Below are 18,062 nucleotides of genomic sequence, written 5' to 3'. Positions count from 1 at the left end.
TTCTTATATCATTATTGTCTATTGAACGAGGTTTCTACTTGAACTCCTTTTACCAATGTTTGGTAAACCACACAATATCTTTCGGTTAGTTTGGCAAGTGTTTGTATTTGCTCATCAGTTGCATCGCAATCTAAAATAAACGAAAGACGAATAGCTTTAAATCCCACAACTGCCTCTTTTGAAACTCCTAAAGTTCCTCGGAAATCTAAATCACCTTCTGCTTTTACAATAGCATCTTTAATTTCAATGCCAATCGCTGTAGATACTGCACTAAGTGTTACCCCTGCACAAGCAACCAATGCCTCAAGAAGCATATCCCCAGAACAAAGAAGTGTACCGTTTCCTCCTGTTGCCGGATGAAGTCCTGCCTCTGTAATTGCCCTACCTGTCTCGACCTTACAGGAAATTCCTTCTCCAACTTTACCCTGTGCCTTAAGTGTTATTATTGCTGCTTCAGGTTGTTCCCGATATTTTTCTTTAATCGGGTTTTGTATGCTTTTCAGTTCTTCTGCATTCATTTGTCAAAGGTTTTGGTTAATGTTTATTTCATTTCTATGAATTAAAATCTGAGTTTCAACTACAACAAATATTCATAAACTACTCTTTTACAAGTTATTTAAAGAACTAAGTTAAGATTTATCTTTTGGATTATGACTATTAAACCAAGCTTAATACCAAGTATGAATTTAAAGGCTATTGTCTAAATTTGTCTAAGTATGCATTATATTGTGGACAATAATTCCATTGTCTTTTTTTCTTTTTCAGATATTATTTTTAAAGTATCCGATGCTTGCTGAATGTATTTAATGTCTTTGGTTTGGCTTACTTTATCAAATAGTCCTGAAACCGAAGTCCAAAGCGCTGCAATTTCTACAAATGCTTCATGTGCTGTTTTAAGCTTTTCGAGTTTTAATAATTCGTAGCTTTCTTTTAGAAAATCTCTGTACAAGTTTCTAAATAATGCTCCACCTGTTCCTGCCTTTTCCATAAGCATTGCACTAGTTCCGAACTCATGCTCAATGTTTTTACTTGTTTTAAACCATTTGATTATTTCTGTGCTTGTTTTTAGAATTCCTTTGTAGCCAATATTAGTAATTGGCGGATTTATGTATTCTGTTGCATTATTCCTAATTGCTGTTACAATTGCCGTTTTTAAGTCAAAACTTTTATTAGTTGTATGCAATGTGTAATACAGATTTTTAGATGACATTGGCCCTTTTTCGGCTCTTGCCAATGCTAAACTCTTCAAAGATGTTTGCACTTGTCCGCCTTGTTGCTTTGTATCAACCAAAAAAGCATTTTCGTTGTCATAACCATAAAGCGCAGCATAATGCCCTGCAAAATGAAATGGTTTTGAAAAATATTCTAAATAAAAACAATCTAGTTTTAATCCGACTACTTGTCCTTTATCTATGAGTTCTTTTACATTGTCCCACGCTTTTGGGGTTGAGGCTGTTTCCTTTACTGTCAATTCAAGATTTAAATTTTTAGCAATGTTTTCAGTTAAAAGATCAGGCTTAACCCGTCCGCCAATAAAAGGAAAATCCATTGTTTTCATATTCCAAAAGATAAATCCAAGTCCTTCTCCCAAACCAAAAAGCATGGGTTCTGAAAGATCGATATCAAGTTGCCTCAACAACGTTCCTGTCGCTGTCGTTTCGCAATGTTCTCCGCTATATGGTTTTAAATTCTCAATTTTCATTATCCAAGATATTGGTGGTTTTACTATTTTTCGATCAGGTTTCTTGCAATTCTAAATCCAAGGTCATCAATTTTGAATTTTAATGGATGACTTCTTCTTCGGTTAGTTGCCATTACGCCCCGCTCTTCGTCAAACCAACCGCCACCTCGAAAAATTCTATAGGAGCCATAAACCGCTTCATCATATATATCCGAACACCATTCCCATACGTTACCTAGCATATCATAAAGTCCCCAAGCATTTGGCTCTTTTTGTCCAACCGCATGTGTTCTCTTTTCCGAGTTCTCTTTGTACCAACTGATTTTATTCAATTCTCCATATCTAATTTCCTTTGTTCCTGCTTTACAAGCATATTCCCACTCTGCTTCTGTGGGCAAACGGAATCCGTTCGATTTTATATCAAATGTAATTTCTTCGTTTTCTTCGTGTATAAAATAACAAGGATTTAGCCCAGACTGAATAGATAAAGCATTACAAAAACTAACAGCCTCTTTCCATGTAATGGTTTCAACTGGAAGTGTATTACCTTTAAAGGTACTAGGTTCTTCTTTTGTAACGTCAAAATACAATTCTTGTGTAACTGGAAATTTAGCAAGCAAAAATGCTTCTATTTCAACAGTCCATTTCTGTTTTATTCTATCATCTCTCATTTCAATTTTACCGCTTGGTATTTCTACCATTTGGTCTTTAAAATTTAAGATGTTTACTAAATCAATTTCGTTTTGGATCACTTGTTTTAAACTATTTATTAATTATTAGCATTGTTTTTTTTCTTCCTAAATATTACCTAACAATGACTCTCAATCTCCTGCTGTGGGACAATTTATAGAACAAAAAACCTACTCTTTTTTTGATGAGGAAAGATATAAAAAAATGCTGACAGTAGAAACGTACTACAAAAATGGCCTTGAGCTTTAGTGTCTCTTAGCTATAGTTTATTTATTTTTGCATGTAACTTTTATTTCATTTTGAATGCTAAAAAATATTTCAAAAGATACTATCGAAAGATGGCTTAAAGGTTGGTCATTATCCCGTGAATTGCCTTTACCCACGAAGTTTAAATCAGGTTTTAAAGTTGATGTTGGCTATGAAAAACAAAAGATTCGTTATGTTTTTCCAAATCCTAGTGATGATTTTATAGAACTAGCAAATTCAATTACTGAACCTTGGGTATTTCTAAAAGTTTGTGCCACTCCAGATACACTCAAAAATTTATTACCACAAAGATGGGTGATTCAACCTCAAGGTTATATGATGACTAATTCCCAACGGATGATAGGGGAAAAAGTGAATCTAAATGATCAATATAAAATAGAATTTGAACAATACGATTCAACTTACGTCATAAAAATAATTGCAAATAATGGTGATATGGCTGCCATTGGGAGAGTCGTTCTAGTAGATGATTTAGCCATTTATGATAGAATTTCTACGGATGTTAATCATAAAAGAAAAGGTCTTGCTACAGTTTTAATGAAAGAACTTGAAAAAATAGCTTTAGCAAAAGGGATTCATCAAAATTTTCTAGTTGCAACAGAAGAAGGTAAATTGCTTTATGAATCATTGGGTTGGAAACTTTCATGTTTCTATACTTCTATTGTAATTCCTGACAATTAATGTTTTTGTCAAATAGTTAAAGTTACAGCTAGAATCAGCTTGTTTTAGTACTAAGCCAAATACATAAAAGGACTTTAGTTTTTTTCTAAAGTCCTTTTATGAGTTGTTGTTTTGCCTTAATCTTTCGTTTATTCCGTTTTGCCTTTGAGTGCTGCATAAATCGCCATTGCGTGTCCGTGTCCTAAATCAAATTCTTCTTTGAGCCAATTGGTTACCTGTGTTGCTTTTACAGTTTCAATAATTTGTCCGTCTTTCAGAAATCCTTTCTTTTCTGCCAGTATTTTAAAGTCTTCAGGTGTATTTCCTGTCTTTGCTTTAATATTGTTTATATATGCTTGAAATGACATAATGTTATGAGTTTAGTTTGTGATACAATTTATAGGAAACCGTTAATATTCCGAAGAAAATCAATGGTAATATCCCTTGAAATCCGAATCCGTCTACTGAAAAATGACTGATACTGGCAAATATAAATACAAAGCCAAAACCGGTGTATGCCCATTCTTTTGCAAATTTTGGTGCTTGCGGAATGATTACTGTTAGCGCACCAATCACTTTAAATACTACTAATGCGTTACCAAAGTAAACTGGATATTGCATGTGGCTAATGCCTTGTTTGGCAAGTTCTGTTTGTGAGGTCAAGGCAGGAATAATTCCTTCCATAATAAAAATGATGATTGTTGTGGTCCAGAATATTATTTTATCTTTTTTCATGATAGTTATTTTAATAGGTTAGTTATTTTTTAAGGAGTAATAGAACATCCATTGATGGCCAAACTTATCCGTAAGATTTCCAAATAAAGCTCCAAAAAAGGTCACTTCTAAAGGATGCGTAGCATTGCCATCTACGGATAAGTCTGTATATGCTTTTCTTATTTCTTCTTCACTGTTAAAAGTCAGCATCATAGAAACGGTATTGCCATTTATTAGGTTTTCCGGTGCCATATCCGATCCCATAATTACAATACTGTCACTTTTAAGCGTAGCATGTAAAATGCATTTTTTCATTTTCTGTGGCAGGTCTTTAGCCAGTGGCGAATCGGCTATAGTTTGCAATTCGAGTTCGCCACCCAGACATGCTTTGTAAAATGTCATAGCTTCCCGACAGTTACCGTTGAATGTTAAATAAGAATTGAGCTGTGCCATCGTTATGGTGTTATTTTTGTGGAAATTTAGCCATGTCCATGTATAGAACTTCCCAAAGATGTCCGTCTAAATCTTCAAAGCTTCTTTGTTGCATGAAGCCGTAATCTTTTGCTTCTGCTGATTCTTTCGCTCCAGCATTTAGAGCTTTATCGACCATTGTATTCATTTCTTGAATACTGTCTACCGATAAACAGTTGATTACTGAAGCAGTTTCGAAAGTATTACCGATTTCTCTTTGGGTAAACCCTTTAAACTTGGAATGCTCTAATAGCATCACAAAGATTTCTTCGGTCAGAACCATACAGGCTGCTGTTTCGTCTGTAAATTGTGGATTGTTTGTAAATCCAATTGCTGTGTAAAAAGACTTTGCTTTTTCTAAATCTGCTACCGGCAGATTGATAAAAATTTTTGTTGCCATTTGTTTAAATTTTTAATTGTTATTTGATATTACAAAGATGGAGCAGAAATTGGTAAGAAAGAATGTATAAAAACGACAACAAAAGAGTGATTTACGACAAACTCTATTTATCTTTGAATTTGTATAGAAATTCAAGCCATTATGAAAAAAGTAAGCATCCTCGTTCCTGAAAGTTCGGTTTTACAAGCCATTGCTGATCCGCAGTATTTATTCTCGGCAGTAAACCAGTTTATGGCTGTATCTGGCAAAAAACCATTGTTTGATGTGCAGTTAGTAGGCTTAAAGAAAGAAGTGAAACTAAATGACGGTTTATATTCAGTTAATACATCCCAACTTTTAAAAGATATTACATCAACCGATTTAATTGTAATACCTGCTTTGTTTGGTGATATGAAGAATGCAATAGACCAAAATCAAAAACTGTTACCTTGGATAAACGAACAGTACAACAAAGGTGCCGAAGTAGCTTCATTATGTGTTGGTGCATTTCTCCTGGCTTCTACTGGTTTATTGAATGGCAAAAAATGTTCTACGCATTGGGGTTTTCAAAATGAGTTTCGTGAAATGTTTCCCGATGTAGAAGTCATAGACGGAAGTATAATTACTGAGGAGCATCGTATTTATTCCAGCGGAGGAGCAAATTCATACTGGAATTTGTTATTGCATCTAGTAGAGAAATATACAGATAGGCAAACTGCCATATTAGCTTCTAAATATTTCGCCATTGATATTGATAGAGAAAGCCAAGCTACATTTGCAATGTTTCAGGGGCAAAAAAACCATAACGATGCCGCTGTCAAACAAGCTCAGGAATTTATTGAAGATAATATTCAGGAGAAAATTACAATTGATGAATTGGCTGAACTAGTGTTATTAGGCAGAAGGAGTTTTGAAAGACGATTTAAAATAGCCACCAACAATTCTGTTTTGGAATACATTAATAGAGTAAAAATTGAATTCGCCAAAAAGAGTTTTGAAACCAGCCGTAAAAACATTAACGAGGTGATGTATGATGTAGGTTATACTGATACCAAAGCGTTTCGTACCATCTTCAAAAAGATTACAGGACTAAACCCAATAGAATACCGCAATAAGTATAATAAAATGGCTCTGAACTAATACAATATTAGTCTTGCTAAGGAATCATTTCTTCGTAAAAACCTTCTTTGCCAGATTACAGGTATTTATTTTTTCTCAGAAATTCAACCCAAGTCTTGTATCCAAGCTCGTTTAGATGAAGCCCATCTGGAGTAGCATATTTTAAATCTAACTTACCATATTTATCACTAAATATCTTATTGATGTCTACATAGGTAACATTATATTTTGCTGACAGTTTTTGGATCTGACTATTAACCGAGCTTACTATATTGTTTTTATTGTAAGCAGCAGGGTATTCATTTTTCACATTGTCATTTGTGGGTAAAATACTGTGGACGTAAATTTTTGTCGAAGGTGATTTTACCTTCACCTTTTGTATAATGGCCGTAATATTTTTGACTATAATATCAGTAGGAATGTTTTGGGAAATATCATTTATTCCAATTTTAATAAAAAGCTTCTCTGGTTCCCTATTTATAACATCGTCTAAACGGGCTAAAACACCAAAAGTATTGTCGCCTGCAATACCCCTATTTATTACCGTTGCATCATTTAGAAGCTTTTGCCAATCAGCAAATTCCGTATTGCTATCTCCTAAAAAAATAGTTTTCCCTTTAACGATAGGCTCGCTTTTAAAAAGGGTCAATCGTTTTTGATGGTATTTTTTTGCATATTGAATAGTATCATAAACGACACTTTGCCCGATTGTAATAGTTGTTGTCAGACAAAAGATTAATAAGAATAAAAGCTTTTTCATTTTTTTAAACTATTTTTTTCAAATATAGACTCGTAATTATCCTAAAACTAATTCAGTTATTATTTTATACACTTTTAATTTCCGTTTTTATTTACTCAATTGTATATTCTAATAGCTTTGTTTTTAGAATAGTATCAGCATCAGTAAACTTAAGATTTTCTTGATTCAAGTATTGTAGGTTAGAGTTACCGATAACAATAGCTTTATCTTCTGCTAAACAAAACGTTAATGGAACATTCAGCCTTGGAGTATGACTATCTATAACTTTAACATCTATAATCTGATCTTGTGCATGATTAAGTATCAACTTTCTGAAATTATCAGTATTAGCCCCTACCCCATTTTGGATTGCATATAAATGATTTTTATAAAACTCTAATCCATCTATTCCTTGAGACATTTCTAATAATTTATCCTTTTGATTTAAGATTTTTTTAGTCGAAATATTTAATATTCTGACACCTTTTGTACCAGACGCAATATATAACTTAGTATTATCATCGGATATCGCGATTCCGTTTGGAGATTCAATTTCTGGTGACTTGTAAAATAATTCCAAAAAATTATTACCATGTTTTAGTACAAATAGGGCTGATCCTTTTGTGTCTGTTAGATAAATATTTCCTTTCTTATCTTTTACCATATCATTCAGAAAATGCTCTCCTGCTAAATCGTATCTTTTTAATAGTTTTTTAGTATTGAGATCAAAAGTAAATAAAGAAGTAAGAGAATCTTTTAACATATAGTAACCTCCAATTGCGTGAAGAAGATTCCGTTCGTCATCCACATAAACACCAACTCCTGGGCTATATCCAAATTCATGTTCTTTAATAAAGTCTATTTGCTTTCCAGTTTTTCTATCTATTTCAACTATTTTGGATTTAGCTATACTAGTCAGATAAAAGACATCTTTAGTTTTAGAATAGGCAATTCCTTCTGGCACTAAATCTTTTTCATCAAGAATATATTCTCTATGTGTTTTTGTGTTACACCCAAATAGAATCAATAGGATTAGAAAAGTTATAAAGTTCTTCATATATTTTACTTTAATGATATATAACGTTCCACCTGCTTCGCACTGCAGAATGCTATTTTTTATTCTCTATCTGAATAATTTCTTTTTTTATAGAATCGTTCTGCTTTTCTCCATTTTCTATATTGTTATTAATTTCATTTTCACTTATAGTATCATTGCTCGTTACTGCCGGTTCGCCTTCTAATTCTGGTTTTCCCATACAACTCATTAAAGTAAAAACTAAACTCAATGCGAACAGTGCAATTGCTCTAATTGGTTTTATTTTGATTTGGCTAAATCGGTTTCTCAAATTATCATATCTAATACTCTCTTCAGTTTCTATCTGATTAAATTTAAAATGTCCACAAATCCTTTCTTTACTTGAATTTTCAACGAAATATTTCTGAATTTCTGGATTATTCATTTTTGTAAAATCAATTATCGTTTTATTGCAAGAATCGCAAAATCTACCATCTTTATTTGGCGCCATTGAATTCCAATTTTTATCACAAGGTTTTGGTATACTTATTTTATTTTCCATGTTTTGGACTAATAATTTATTTTTTGCTTTGGTAGTTTCTTTTCAATTAGTGTTAGCCCTTTCAGGCATTGCATTTGTGTGGGGTTCAGAGCTGATACAAAACCCTTGTTGCGTGTAGCCTTATTATCAGCAACCTTTATAATTCCAAAGATTAGGTTCTCCATCATCATCAATAACTTTTAACCAGCCCTCTGTTTTGTATTCTACATTTTCTTCCTCATCTAATTCTGTGTTACAAGGATGTTCTCTATATTTTATGATTTTTGCTTTACACCATTGTCCTATAACCTTATTTATAAGTTTTATTTCGAATAAATCACCTCGAACTGATCCAATTATTTCACTATTTGAGTTCGGCTCTTTTCGTAATCTTAATCCTGGATCATTAGCATAATAACCTAATACATTTTCGCTTTGCATGACCAGGTGGTCAAGCCAACAAACTGTCTTAAAACCTTGCTTATTAATTTCTGAAACACTAAGCCAATAGCTTTTAGATGTATCAAGTATTTTTACAAATCCTTGAATTGAGTCACTATAATTTATTGCAAATAATTCATAACCAATTTCTCGATAGTTATGAACTTTTATTTTTTTATCTCCCGTTACAAGATATATTTTATATGGAACTTGGTCATCTTTTTTTATGTTGCCAATTCTTTTAAGTGTTCCTATAACTTTTCCATTTGGTTTATCAAAAACTGAAAAACCTTGTTCTGGCGAAAGCACGCAACAATATTTTTCAGAATTTTTTAAACTGTCAATAGTTGGAACAATAATTCCACGTTTAAATGTTTGCCCAAAAACTAATATAGGGATGAAAAGAATAAGTGTCGAAATTTTTTTTGTCATAGTTTAATATTTCACAAAGATTGCATACAGCTTATATAACAGCCATAAACATTCTATTATTTCCCTAAATTGGAAGGATTTAGTCCTATAGGTTGACTTTATAGCATTCCACAAAAATATATTTATTTTATTACAAAATATTAAATAGGATCTTTATTTATAGTAACTCATTGGGTACAATTATTTTTTACCACACATACATAGAGTTTTCAACTGTTTCAAAAGAGTTTGATAGATGTTTTACTTTTCACATAAGCAGTCTGTGTAAAAAATGAGGTCATTTCTATTCGTTCTTTATTGAATAGTCATTGTACAGATTACTTTTTCAGTTCGCTTTGTCCAAGCAAAAATCCTCTCTATCTTTGCTAATACAAAACGAACATAAATTAAAACCCTATGGCTACATTTAGCAAACAACTGTCCTTTCGTTGGTCTGATTTAGACCCCAATTTTCACTTGCGTCACAGTGCCTATTATGATTTTGGTGCACAACATCGTGTTGAAATTCTAAATCAACTGGGACTAACATTAAGAGTCATGCAAACAGAACACTTTGGTCCTGTATTATTTAGGGAAGAATGTGTTTTTAGAAAAGAAATCAATCTCTCTGACGTTATTATCATGCAAACCAAAATGGCAAAAATGAAAGACGATGCTTCACGCTGGTCTATTGTTCATGAGTTTTACAGAGAAGATGTATTATGTGCCGTTATTACTGTAGAGGGTGCCTGGATGGATACCAAACTCCGCAAACTAGCCTCTCCTACCCCTCAAATTATTATTGATGCGCTAAGTGCTTTTCCTAAAACTGAAGATTTTATCACACTATAAATTAATCAAAATCATACCCAATTATGTTCACAATTGCTCAAATAAAAGAAGCGCATTCGAAAGTTAAATCCGGTGCCGACTTCCCTGCATACATTCAAGATTTAATTGCATTAGGCGTAAAAGGCTACGACACTTTTGTTAATGATGGTCATGTAGAATATTTTGGCGCTGATGATTTTAGAGCGGCAGCTACTGAATCTTACAAAAGCATAACAATTGCTCCATCGGCTAACAAAGAACGATTCATCGAATATTTGGTTATGCACCAAGATGGTCAAACAGATTACCTCACTTTTTGCAATCATGCTGCACAATGTGGTATTGCAAAATGGAGTGTCAATATTATAGAAATGACCTGTACATATTTTGACCAAACTGAAGCGGCTATTTTAATCGAAAAAATTCCAAGTTAGGCTTAAATAAAAAAAGGTGGTCCGTTTCAAGACCACCTTTTTAATATTATACAATACAGACTCTAATTAGGCTAGATCAAAACGATCCAGGTTCATTACCTTAGTCCAAGCTGCGACAAAATCATTTACGAACTTTTCTTGTGAATCCCCACATCCGTAAACCTCAGCAATTGCTCTAAGCTCTGAGTTTGAACCAAAGATAAGATCAACACGGGTTCCTGTCCATTTAAGCAATCCAGTCTTACGATCACGTCCCTCAAACACCTCTTGAGAATCTGCAGATGTTTTCCAAGTAGTATTAAAATCCAGTAAATTCACGAAGAAATCATTAGTCAATGTCTCTGGTTTGTTGGTAAATACTCCATACTTAGACTGATTGAAGTTAGCATTAAGAACACGCATACCTCCAACAAGTGCAGTCATTTCTGGTACAGTTAGTGTTAACAGTTGAGCCTTGTCAACCAACATTTCCTCTGCTGAAATAGTATATTGGGTTTTCATATAATTACGGAATCCATCAGCTTCTGGTTCTAGTACCGCAAAAGATGCAACATCTGTTTGTGCGTCTGATGCATCGCCTCTTCCCGGACTAAAAGGAACTGTTACAGAATGACCTGCATTCTGCGCTGCTTTTTCAACTCCTACACCTCCAGCCAGTACAATTAAGTCAGCTAGTGATACTTGTTTTCCGTTAGATTGGGCACTATTAAACTCTTTCTGTATTCCTTCAAGAGTCGCTAGAACAGTAGACAATTGAGCTGGATTGTTAACTTTCCAATCTTTTTGTGGAGCTAGGCGGATGCGTGCACCATTGGCACCACCGCGTTTATCAGAACCACGGAACGTAGATGCTGAAGCCCAAGCTGTAGACACCAATTGAGAAACTGATAGTCCTGAAGCTAATATTTTAGATTTTAATGCAGCAATATCATTCGCATCAATTTGTTTATGTGTTATAGCTGGAATAGGATCTTGCCAGATTAGCGCTTCCTTAGGCACCTCTGGCCCTAGATAACGTGCAATTGGTCCCATATCACGGTGTGTTAACTTGAACCATGCGCGAGCAAATGCATCTGCTAACTCTTCCGGATGCTCATAGAAACGTCTTGAAATAGGCTCATAAATAGGATCCATTCGCAAAGAAAGGTCAGTAGTCAGCATAAATGGAGCATGACTTTTTGAAGGATTATGTGCGTCTGGCATCATACCTTCTCCAGCACCATTTTTTGGTCTCCACTGATGTGCACCGGCTGGCCCTTTGTATAACTCCCATTCAAACCCAAACAGGTTTTCGAAGAAATTGTTACTCCATTTAGTTGGAGTCTTGGTCCAAGCTCCTTCGAGACCACTACTGATTGTGTGTTCTCCATTTCCTGTACCAAATGTATTTTTCCAACCAAGACCTTGTTCCTCAATTCCTGCTGCAGCTGGTTCTACACCAACATATTCGTTGGGATCGGCAGCACCATGGGTTTTACCGAATGTGTGTCCACCAGCAATAAGTGCTACAGTTTCCTCATCATTCATAGCCATACGGGCAAAAGTCTCACGAATATCAATAGCTGCAGCAATCGGATCAGGGTTACCATTTGGTCCTTCAGGATTTACATAAATCAATCCCATCTGAACTGCTGCCAGAGGATTTTCTAATTCACGGTCACCTGTATAACGTTTATCATCCAACCATTTACCTTCAGATCCCCAATAGATATCTTCATTTGGTTCCCAAACATCTTCACGTCCTCCTGCAAAACCAAAAGTTTTAAAGCCCATTGATTCCAGAGCACAGTTACCGGCAAGAATCATCAAGTCTGCCCATGAAATTTTCTTTCCATATTTTTGTTTGATTGGCCATAATAACAAACGTGCCTTGTCAAGATTCACATTATCAGGCCAACTGTTTAGTGGTGCAAATCGTTGTGTACCCGCGCCTGCTCCACCACGACCATCAGCAATACGGTACGTACCTGCACTGTGCCACGCCATTCGGATAAATAATGGTCCATAATGACCGTAGTCCGCTGGCCACCAATCTTGAGAAGTGATCATTAAATCAAAAATGTCTTTCTTCAAGGCATCCAGATCAAGGCTCTTAAAAGCCTCTGCATAGTTGAACTCCTCTCCCATTGGATCAGACAATGATGAGTGCTGACGGAGTACATTTAATTTTAATTGATTAGGCCACCAATCAATATTTCTTGTGCCTGATCCTACACTTTGTTTTGGACTACCTCCTGAAAATGGGCATTTGCTTTCACCGTTACCTGCCGATGTGTTCTGATTTTTGTTATTTTCCATAATGTAATGATTTTTAAAAACTTAGTTACGAATTTATTCAATTCAACTCTATCGAAATTATTTTTTCAATAGATAAAAACTATATCACCTTTTCAGTTTTAATATATATCAACATTCAAATAATAGCTAATATACGAATTATCAACTAATTACACAGCATGAATATTACTGTCATAAAAAAGAAAAAATTACTTATAAATTTGTAAATTCAATTGCAACAATCCTGATACAGGGTTCAAAAACTGTTATCCAACTAAGTTAAAAATCGATTTTTTGCAATACATTTTTTTACAGAAAACCTATTCTAATAGATACAGAACGAAATAAAGTAGCCGTTGGTTTTTAGAATAATGTATGTATCTTTGAAATAAGCATACCCATACAATCAAACGAACATATAAAGGTTATGTGATTACCGCTGCAGATGTTTACAACAAGCGAAACTTATAAAAAATACTAGTTACTACAGACAAATCTATACTCTCACAAATGAAAACAATACCATTTCTAAATGCCAGTGCCTGGATTGATGCCGAAAACGAAGCCGATCCAAACAGCGAAATATACCAAGAAGTAACCTATCCTAAAGAACTATTATATTCTGACAGAATGTATGAAAGACTTATGGATTACAACCCAAATGCTTCTGAAGCCGTTCAGATAGCTGCCAAAGCGCAACACATTTGCCGATGGAAAATTGCAAGAGAATCCTACCCAATGGATCGTGTAGGCTATCTAAAATGGAGAGAAGATTTAAAAAAGTTTCATGCCAAAAAAACTGCCGAAATATTAGAGAAAGCTGGATACGAGGAAACATTTATTGCTAGGGTTTCATTTTTGATTGAAAAAAAATTACTCAAAAAAGACGAAGAAACCCAACTCTTGGAAGATGTTATCTGTTTGGTTTTCCTAGAATATTATCTAGATCCTTTTGTTCATAAACATGATCGTGAAAAAATGAAAAACATCATCCAGAAAACGTGGACTAAAATGTCTGACAAAGGGCATCAAGAAGCATTAAAAATCAATTTCAGCGATGAGAATCTTCAATTGATAAAAGAATCTATTGGGTTGTAAAACTTATTAAAAATAGCATTCTTAAACCTATGAAATCTGCGTGTCAAGTATTGATTTTGGACGCAGATTTTAAATTTTAAATAATATTGGAACATGACACAAAATGAAATCATTATACTAAACTTTGAAGAAATCAGAAGGAGAAGTATCAAACTTTGGAACGGTATTACTCCCGAAAATTATTTTTGGAAACCTGATAATACTGCTATGAATTGTCTTGAAATGGTTAGACACGTTTTAGAAGGCGAACATTTATTTCATATGATTGTAAACAAAAGAGGGAATTTAGGCGACTATGTTTCGCCTTGGGAAAATAGACCTTATACTGACTTGCAAGCCGAACTTGATTTTGCTGAACCGTTTAGAGTTGAATTTTTAGACACTATAAAAAAATTTGATGATAACGACTTCTCTACAATAGAAATCATCCGTTCCGAAAAAGGACAGCGTAGAAAACTGGGTGATTATTTGCAACGAATTGCCTATCACGAAGCAGTTCATACAGGGCAAATGCTTTCCTATCTAAGAACTATCGGAATTGAAAGACCTCAAATTTGGGACTAGCAAGTCAAAAAAGAACCTCCGTTTAAGTATTTTTAAACGGAGGTTCTTTTTTTACCCCTACACTTTACCTCCACTCATAATTCCATAAAACACTACAGTACAATATTTTAAATGCAAAAAATCACACAATTTACTGTCTAAATCTTTAGATAAGGAATGTTTTATTCCTAACTTTGTATCCAGCATTTCTATTTGTTATCCCAATACAATTTCCAAAAACAACATCTCAAAATACAATTTTTAATTTATTGTCTAATAAAAAATTTATAAAGCTATGTTTATTGTACGAGAAATTTTCTGTTTGCAATTTGGCCGCTATAAAGAAGCCAAAGCACTAACTGACGAAGCAATCGCCAATGGAATTTTAACATTACCTGCGGGCGGTAGAATCCTTACTGACTTTACAGGTGAAAGCTATCGCCTCATAATTGAGTCTCCATATCCAACTCTGGCCGCTTTTGAAGCGGATCTCTCAAAAGAAATGAATGCTGCAATTTGGAAAGACTGGTATGAAAAATTCAAACCTTTGATTAAATCTTCTCAAAGGGAAATTCTGAAACAGATTATTCCAGCCTCCTAAACTTTACAACATACAATCTTAAGTCGGGACTTTTGGTTTAGTAGCTTTTAATCTATTAAATTAAAAAGTCCCGACTTCGTTTTTTAGGCTTATAAGAAGCCGCCAAATACCTAGCAAAACTGGCATTTATGGTATAATTTAAATTCGGGTTTTGCATTTGTAAACTTAATCTTAAATTTATATTTTTGAGAAATCTATCTTTCAAAAACAGCTGAGATTTTGCCCGCTATTTCAATTTATACGATAAAAAATGTATCATTTAGAAAAAGAAATTTATTTAGGAAATTCTAAAAACACATATACTAATTCTCAAGGTATTTCTATTATAGAAACCGAATACCAACATAAAGTCTATGAAGGCTGGCACTCTCATGAAAATGCACATATAACCTTATTCCTAAAGGGCGGAACAATAGAAAAAAGAAAAAAAGAAAATTTTGCAGTTTCGCCAGGTACAGTATTATTTTATCATAGTGATGAGCTTCACTTAAATCAAAATACGCTATTCCCGTCAAAAAATATTAATCTGGAAATAGACGAAAATCATTTCAAAGAATTTCAAATTACCGAAGAGTTATTACGAAACGGAACTGCCAATAGTGTGCAAACAAAATTAATGATTCTAAAAATCTATAACGAATGCTTAATTGGGGATACTTTTTCTAAAGATTCCGTAAATATGTTACTCTCAAATTTTGCTTCAAATCAAAATTACCTAGACCAATTTTCTAAATGTCCTACATGGGTGAATTCCTTATATGAATTATTAAATGATTGTTGGAATGAGAATCCAAGTTTAAATGATTTATCCAAAATTTTAAATATAAATCCGATATCCATTTCAAAGCATTTTCCAAAATATTTTGGATGCACTTTAGGTGAATACATTAGACGATTAAAAATAGATCGATCTCTTACTTTAATACAACAAGATTCTGTTTCTCTAACTGATGTAAGTTTTGAATGTGGATTTGCAGACCAGAGCCATTTCATCAGAACTTTTAAACAGCAAACAGGGTTTTTGCCAAAAAAATTCCAACACCTATAATTCAAAAGGCAAATTTCATTCTATTTTTTGCACTTTCTCTCTACTACTTTTGTAATAAATCTAACCAATTAATTGCAAAATTTATGGAACCAATCACTACTAAACAGAGAATCTTAAATTCTCCATTAACTAGAATCATACTGGGGATTTTAGTATGTTTTATTACTTTTATAATTGCCCAACAACTTACAGGAAAGACACTTGAACTTACTTCATTAAATAAAAATTACAGAAATCTAATAAAAGGTATAATTTCATCTGCAACAGTAATTTGTACTTATATCTATTTTTTTAAAAAATACGAAAAAAGAGAGGTAAAGGAATTTTCAAGTAAAGGAATAGCTAAATACATTATAGTAGGAACACTAATCGGTGCAATATTACAGTCTCTTACCATATTGGTAATTTTCTTTAAGGGTGGTTTCGAAATCGTTTCCAGCAATCCAATTTCTAATATAATCATCCCTCTAACAATTGCTTTTACAATTGCCATTTTTGAAGAAATTTTAATTCGAGGCATTATTTTTAGAATAGTTGAAGAAAAATTAGGCAGTTATATCTCTTTATTAATCACGGCAATTATTTTTGGAGCATTGCATTTAGCAAATCCTAACAGTACATTACTATCTGGATTGTGTGTTGGCATTGAGGCCGGATTACTAATGGGTTCTGCTTACATTTGCGCTAGAAATTTATGGTTCCCAATTGCCATACACTTTGCCTGGAATTTTATGCAATCAGGAATTTTTGGAGCAGTTACTTCTGGTAATGAAAAAACAAATAGTTTATTGACAACAAAAATAACAGGAAACCAATTGATTACTGGTGGAGAATTTGGACCAGAAGCAACCATACAGGCTATTATCTTTTGTGTATTTGCTTCAATTATTTTAATGAAATTAAGTAAAAATAAATTAGTAAATCCATACTGGAAAAGAGAAACAGCTAGCAACAACAATGAAGTTACTCAACCACTTCAAGAAGTACAAAAAGTATAAATCATCAATCAATATACAATCTGAGTCGGGCTTTTAGTTTAGTAGATCGAAATCTATTAAACTAAGAGCCCGATTTCATTTTTTGGGTTTATAAAAAGAACAGTAAACCTTTTTTAAAACTCAGCCTCTACATTGTATTTCTCTTTATAGGCTACTGGTGATAAGCCTGTAATTTTTCTGAACACTTCCCGAAATGCCTTTACATCAGAATATCCAACTTCGTACATTACTTCATTAATTGTTTTACGACTGGTTTCAAATGCTTTTTTAGCCGATTCAATTTTTACTCTCTGAGAATATTCGGTTGGGGTATTTCCGGTAGCTTTGATAAACCTTCTGTCAAAATTTCGTCTGCTTACGGAGAATTTAGAAGACAAATCCTCTACAGAAATTTTTTCGTGAAAATTATTTTCAATGTAGGCCTGCACTTGCTGAACCATTTCGTCTCCGTGTCGTTTCTGTCCAGTAAATATGGCAAATGCAGATTGACTATTCCTGTCCATTTCTATCTGAAATACTTTAGAACAATAAATGGCTGTTGACCTATCATAATATTTCTCTACAAGATAGATCATAAGGTTCAGAAAAGAATAAGCACCTCCATTGGTATAAATTCCATTTTCATCAGTAATCAGTTTATCCGTTTGCAGATCGACCTTGGGAAACATCATTCTGAAATTTTCGGCAGCAGCCCAATGTGTAGAACAACTTTTGCCGTCTAACAAACCTGTTGACGCGAGCATAAAAGCACCAGTACAAATAGTAGCTATTTCAGCTCCATCAAAATATTGTTTAGCAATCCAATCAATCAACAACTTGTTTTTTTTCACAGCATCGTGATAATTATGATTCAATGATGGAATGATAATAAGGTCCGTTTTTGTTATATCAGAAATGTTGGTGTGTGGTTTTACAGTAAACAAACCTTCGTAGAATTCTACTTCTTTAGAAATTCCAGCTAACTGAATGTTATACAACTCTTTTTTGCTCTTTTCTTTCCAATGCGCATTCGCTCTTGTCAATATTTTATAAGCGCCAACAATGCTACTTAGATTATTCTCTCCGTCTGGAACTATGATAGTAATATGTTTCATCTCCGTACTT

Annotated in this window: 22 protein-coding genes; 9 read left to right on the top strand and 13 right to left on the bottom strand. The window is 33.6% G+C overall.

Annotation, left to right across the window (positions count from 1 at the left end):
- Positions 1-11: 11 nt before the first annotated feature.
- The 3 genes from OZP08_RS11265 to OZP08_RS11255 form a co-directional block, all read right to left on the bottom strand.
- Positions 12-518, bottom strand: a complete 507-nt coding sequence (locus tag OZP08_RS11265; protein ID WP_268846192.1) for an OsmC family protein — start codon at positions 516-518, stop codon at positions 12-14.
- Positions 519-721: 203 nt separating this feature from the next.
- Positions 722-1,702: a BtrH N-terminal domain-containing protein gene (locus tag OZP08_RS11260; protein ID WP_268846191.1), complete on the bottom strand. Its 981-nt coding sequence runs from the start codon at positions 1,700-1,702 to the stop codon at positions 722-724.
- Positions 1,703-1,725: 23 nt separating this feature from the next.
- Positions 1,726-2,382 carry a formylglycine-generating enzyme family protein gene (locus tag OZP08_RS11255; protein WP_281321854.1) on the bottom strand — a complete coding sequence of 219 codons (657 nt, stop codon included), beginning with the start codon at positions 2,380-2,382 and terminating at the stop codon, positions 1,726-1,728.
- A gap of 292 nt (positions 2,383-2,674) precedes the next feature.
- Between OZP08_RS11255 and OZP08_RS11250 the strand changes: the two genes are divergently transcribed.
- Positions 2,675-3,319 carry a GNAT family N-acetyltransferase gene (locus OZP08_RS11250; protein ID WP_268846189.1) on the top strand — a complete coding sequence of 215 codons (645 nt, stop codon included), beginning with the start codon at positions 2,675-2,677 and terminating at the stop codon, positions 3,317-3,319.
- 128 nt (positions 3,320-3,447) lie between these two features.
- Here OZP08_RS11250 and OZP08_RS11245 read toward each other — a convergent pair whose 3' ends face one another.
- From OZP08_RS11245 to OZP08_RS11230, 4 genes are read right to left on the bottom strand one after another with little or no spacing between them, the layout of a single operon-like run.
- Entirely contained in the window at positions 3,448-3,666 is a 219-nt protein-coding gene (locus OZP08_RS11245; RefSeq protein WP_281321853.1) for a DUF4287 domain-containing protein, read from the bottom strand.
- 4 nt (positions 3,667-3,670) lie between these two features.
- Positions 3,671-4,033: a DoxX family protein gene (locus OZP08_RS11240; RefSeq protein WP_268846187.1), complete on the bottom strand. Its 363-nt coding sequence runs from the start codon at positions 4,031-4,033 to the stop codon at positions 3,671-3,673.
- An 18-nt stretch (positions 4,034-4,051) separates the two neighbouring features.
- Entirely contained in the window at positions 4,052-4,465 is a 414-nt protein-coding gene (locus tag OZP08_RS11235) for a VOC family protein (protein ID WP_268846186.1), read from the bottom strand.
- 10 nt (positions 4,466-4,475) lie between these two features.
- On the bottom strand, positions 4,476-4,883 hold the full coding sequence (locus tag OZP08_RS11230) for a VOC family protein (RefSeq protein WP_268846185.1): 408 nt from the start codon (positions 4,881-4,883) through the stop codon (positions 4,476-4,478).
- 141 nt (positions 4,884-5,024) lie between these two features.
- Between OZP08_RS11230 and OZP08_RS11225 the strand changes: the two genes are divergently transcribed.
- Positions 5,025-6,002: a GlxA family transcriptional regulator gene (locus OZP08_RS11225; protein WP_281321852.1), complete on the top strand. Its 978-nt coding sequence runs from the start codon at positions 5,025-5,027 to the stop codon at positions 6,000-6,002.
- A gap of 55 nt (positions 6,003-6,057) precedes the next feature.
- On the opposite strand, the gene OZP08_RS11220 is transcribed toward OZP08_RS11225, so the two are convergent.
- The 4 genes from OZP08_RS11220 to OZP08_RS11205 all read right to left on the bottom strand — a co-directional run bounded on the left by OZP08_RS11220 (position 6,058) and on the right by OZP08_RS11205 (position 9,149).
- Entirely contained in the window at positions 6,058-6,741 is a 684-nt protein-coding gene (locus OZP08_RS11220) for a GDSL-type esterase/lipase family protein (RefSeq protein WP_268846183.1), read from the bottom strand.
- A 91-nt stretch (positions 6,742-6,832) separates the two neighbouring features.
- A complete protein-coding gene (locus OZP08_RS11215; protein WP_268846182.1) occupies positions 6,833-7,777 on the bottom strand; it encodes an SMP-30/gluconolactonase/LRE family protein in 945 nt (314 codons plus the stop codon).
- 52 nt (positions 7,778-7,829) lie between these two features.
- Positions 7,830-8,297: a hypothetical protein gene (locus tag OZP08_RS11210; protein ID WP_268846181.1), complete on the bottom strand. Its 468-nt coding sequence runs from the start codon at positions 8,295-8,297 to the stop codon at positions 7,830-7,832.
- Positions 8,298-8,423: 126 nt separating this feature from the next.
- Positions 8,424-9,149 carry an SH3 domain-containing protein gene (locus tag OZP08_RS11205; protein ID WP_281321851.1) on the bottom strand — a complete coding sequence of 242 codons (726 nt, stop codon included), beginning with the start codon at positions 9,147-9,149 and terminating at the stop codon, positions 8,424-8,426.
- Between the two features lie 396 nt (positions 9,150-9,545).
- Here OZP08_RS11205 and OZP08_RS11200 point away from each other — a divergent pair, with 396 nt between their 5' ends.
- Both OZP08_RS11200 and OZP08_RS11195 read left to right on the top strand, forming a co-directional pair.
- Entirely contained in the window at positions 9,546-9,980 is a 435-nt protein-coding gene (locus OZP08_RS11200) for an acyl-CoA thioesterase (protein WP_268846179.1), read from the top strand.
- Positions 9,981-10,003: 23 nt separating this feature from the next.
- A complete protein-coding gene (locus OZP08_RS11195; RefSeq protein ID WP_268846178.1) occupies positions 10,004-10,393 on the top strand; it encodes a DUF1398 domain-containing protein in 390 nt (129 codons plus the stop codon).
- A 66-nt stretch (positions 10,394-10,459) separates the two neighbouring features.
- Here the strand turns inward: OZP08_RS11195 and katG are convergent, their stop codons facing one another.
- Entirely contained in the window at positions 10,460-12,691 is a 2,232-nt protein-coding gene (katG, locus tag OZP08_RS11190; RefSeq protein ID WP_281321850.1) for a catalase/peroxidase HPI, read from the bottom strand.
- A 489-nt stretch (positions 12,692-13,180) separates the two neighbouring features.
- On the opposite strand from katG, the gene OZP08_RS11185 reads away from it, so the two are divergent.
- The 5 genes from OZP08_RS11185 to OZP08_RS11165 all read left to right on the top strand — a co-directional run bounded on the left by OZP08_RS11185 (position 13,181) and on the right by OZP08_RS11165 (position 16,958).
- Positions 13,181-13,768: a DUF4202 domain-containing protein gene (locus tag OZP08_RS11185; RefSeq protein WP_268846177.1), complete on the top strand. Its 588-nt coding sequence runs from the start codon at positions 13,181-13,183 to the stop codon at positions 13,766-13,768.
- A gap of 93 nt (positions 13,769-13,861) precedes the next feature.
- Complete coding sequence (locus tag OZP08_RS11180) at positions 13,862-14,332, top strand: DinB family protein (protein ID WP_268846176.1); 471 nt, start codon at positions 13,862-13,864, stop codon at positions 14,330-14,332.
- A 274-nt stretch (positions 14,333-14,606) separates the two neighbouring features.
- Positions 14,607-14,912: a hypothetical protein gene (locus tag OZP08_RS11175; protein WP_268846174.1), complete on the top strand. Its 306-nt coding sequence runs from the start codon at positions 14,607-14,609 to the stop codon at positions 14,910-14,912.
- A 250-nt stretch (positions 14,913-15,162) separates the two neighbouring features.
- On the top strand, positions 15,163-15,960 hold the full coding sequence (locus tag OZP08_RS11170; RefSeq protein WP_268846173.1) for an AraC family transcriptional regulator: 798 nt from the start codon (positions 15,163-15,165) through the stop codon (positions 15,958-15,960).
- 83 nt (positions 15,961-16,043) lie between these two features.
- Positions 16,044-16,958, top strand: a complete 915-nt coding sequence (locus tag OZP08_RS11165) for a CPBP family intramembrane glutamic endopeptidase (RefSeq protein WP_268846172.1) — start codon at positions 16,044-16,046, stop codon at positions 16,956-16,958.
- Between the two features lie 113 nt (positions 16,959-17,071).
- On the opposite strand, the gene OZP08_RS11160 is transcribed toward OZP08_RS11165, so the two are convergent.
- The gene (locus tag OZP08_RS11160; RefSeq protein ID WP_268846171.1) at positions 17,072-18,052 is read right to left on the bottom strand and encodes a GlxA family transcriptional regulator; all 981 of its coding nucleotides are present in this window, start codon (positions 18,050-18,052) and stop codon (positions 17,072-17,074) included.
- Between the last annotated feature and the right edge of the window lie 10 nt (positions 18,053-18,062).

This window comes from Flavobacterium aestivum (genome assembly GCF_026870175.2).
GTDB classification, from domain to species: domain Bacteria; phylum Bacteroidota; class Bacteroidia; order Flavobacteriales; family Flavobacteriaceae; genus Flavobacterium; species Flavobacterium aestivum.
This window is presented reverse-complemented; position numbering and strand designations above follow the sequence as displayed.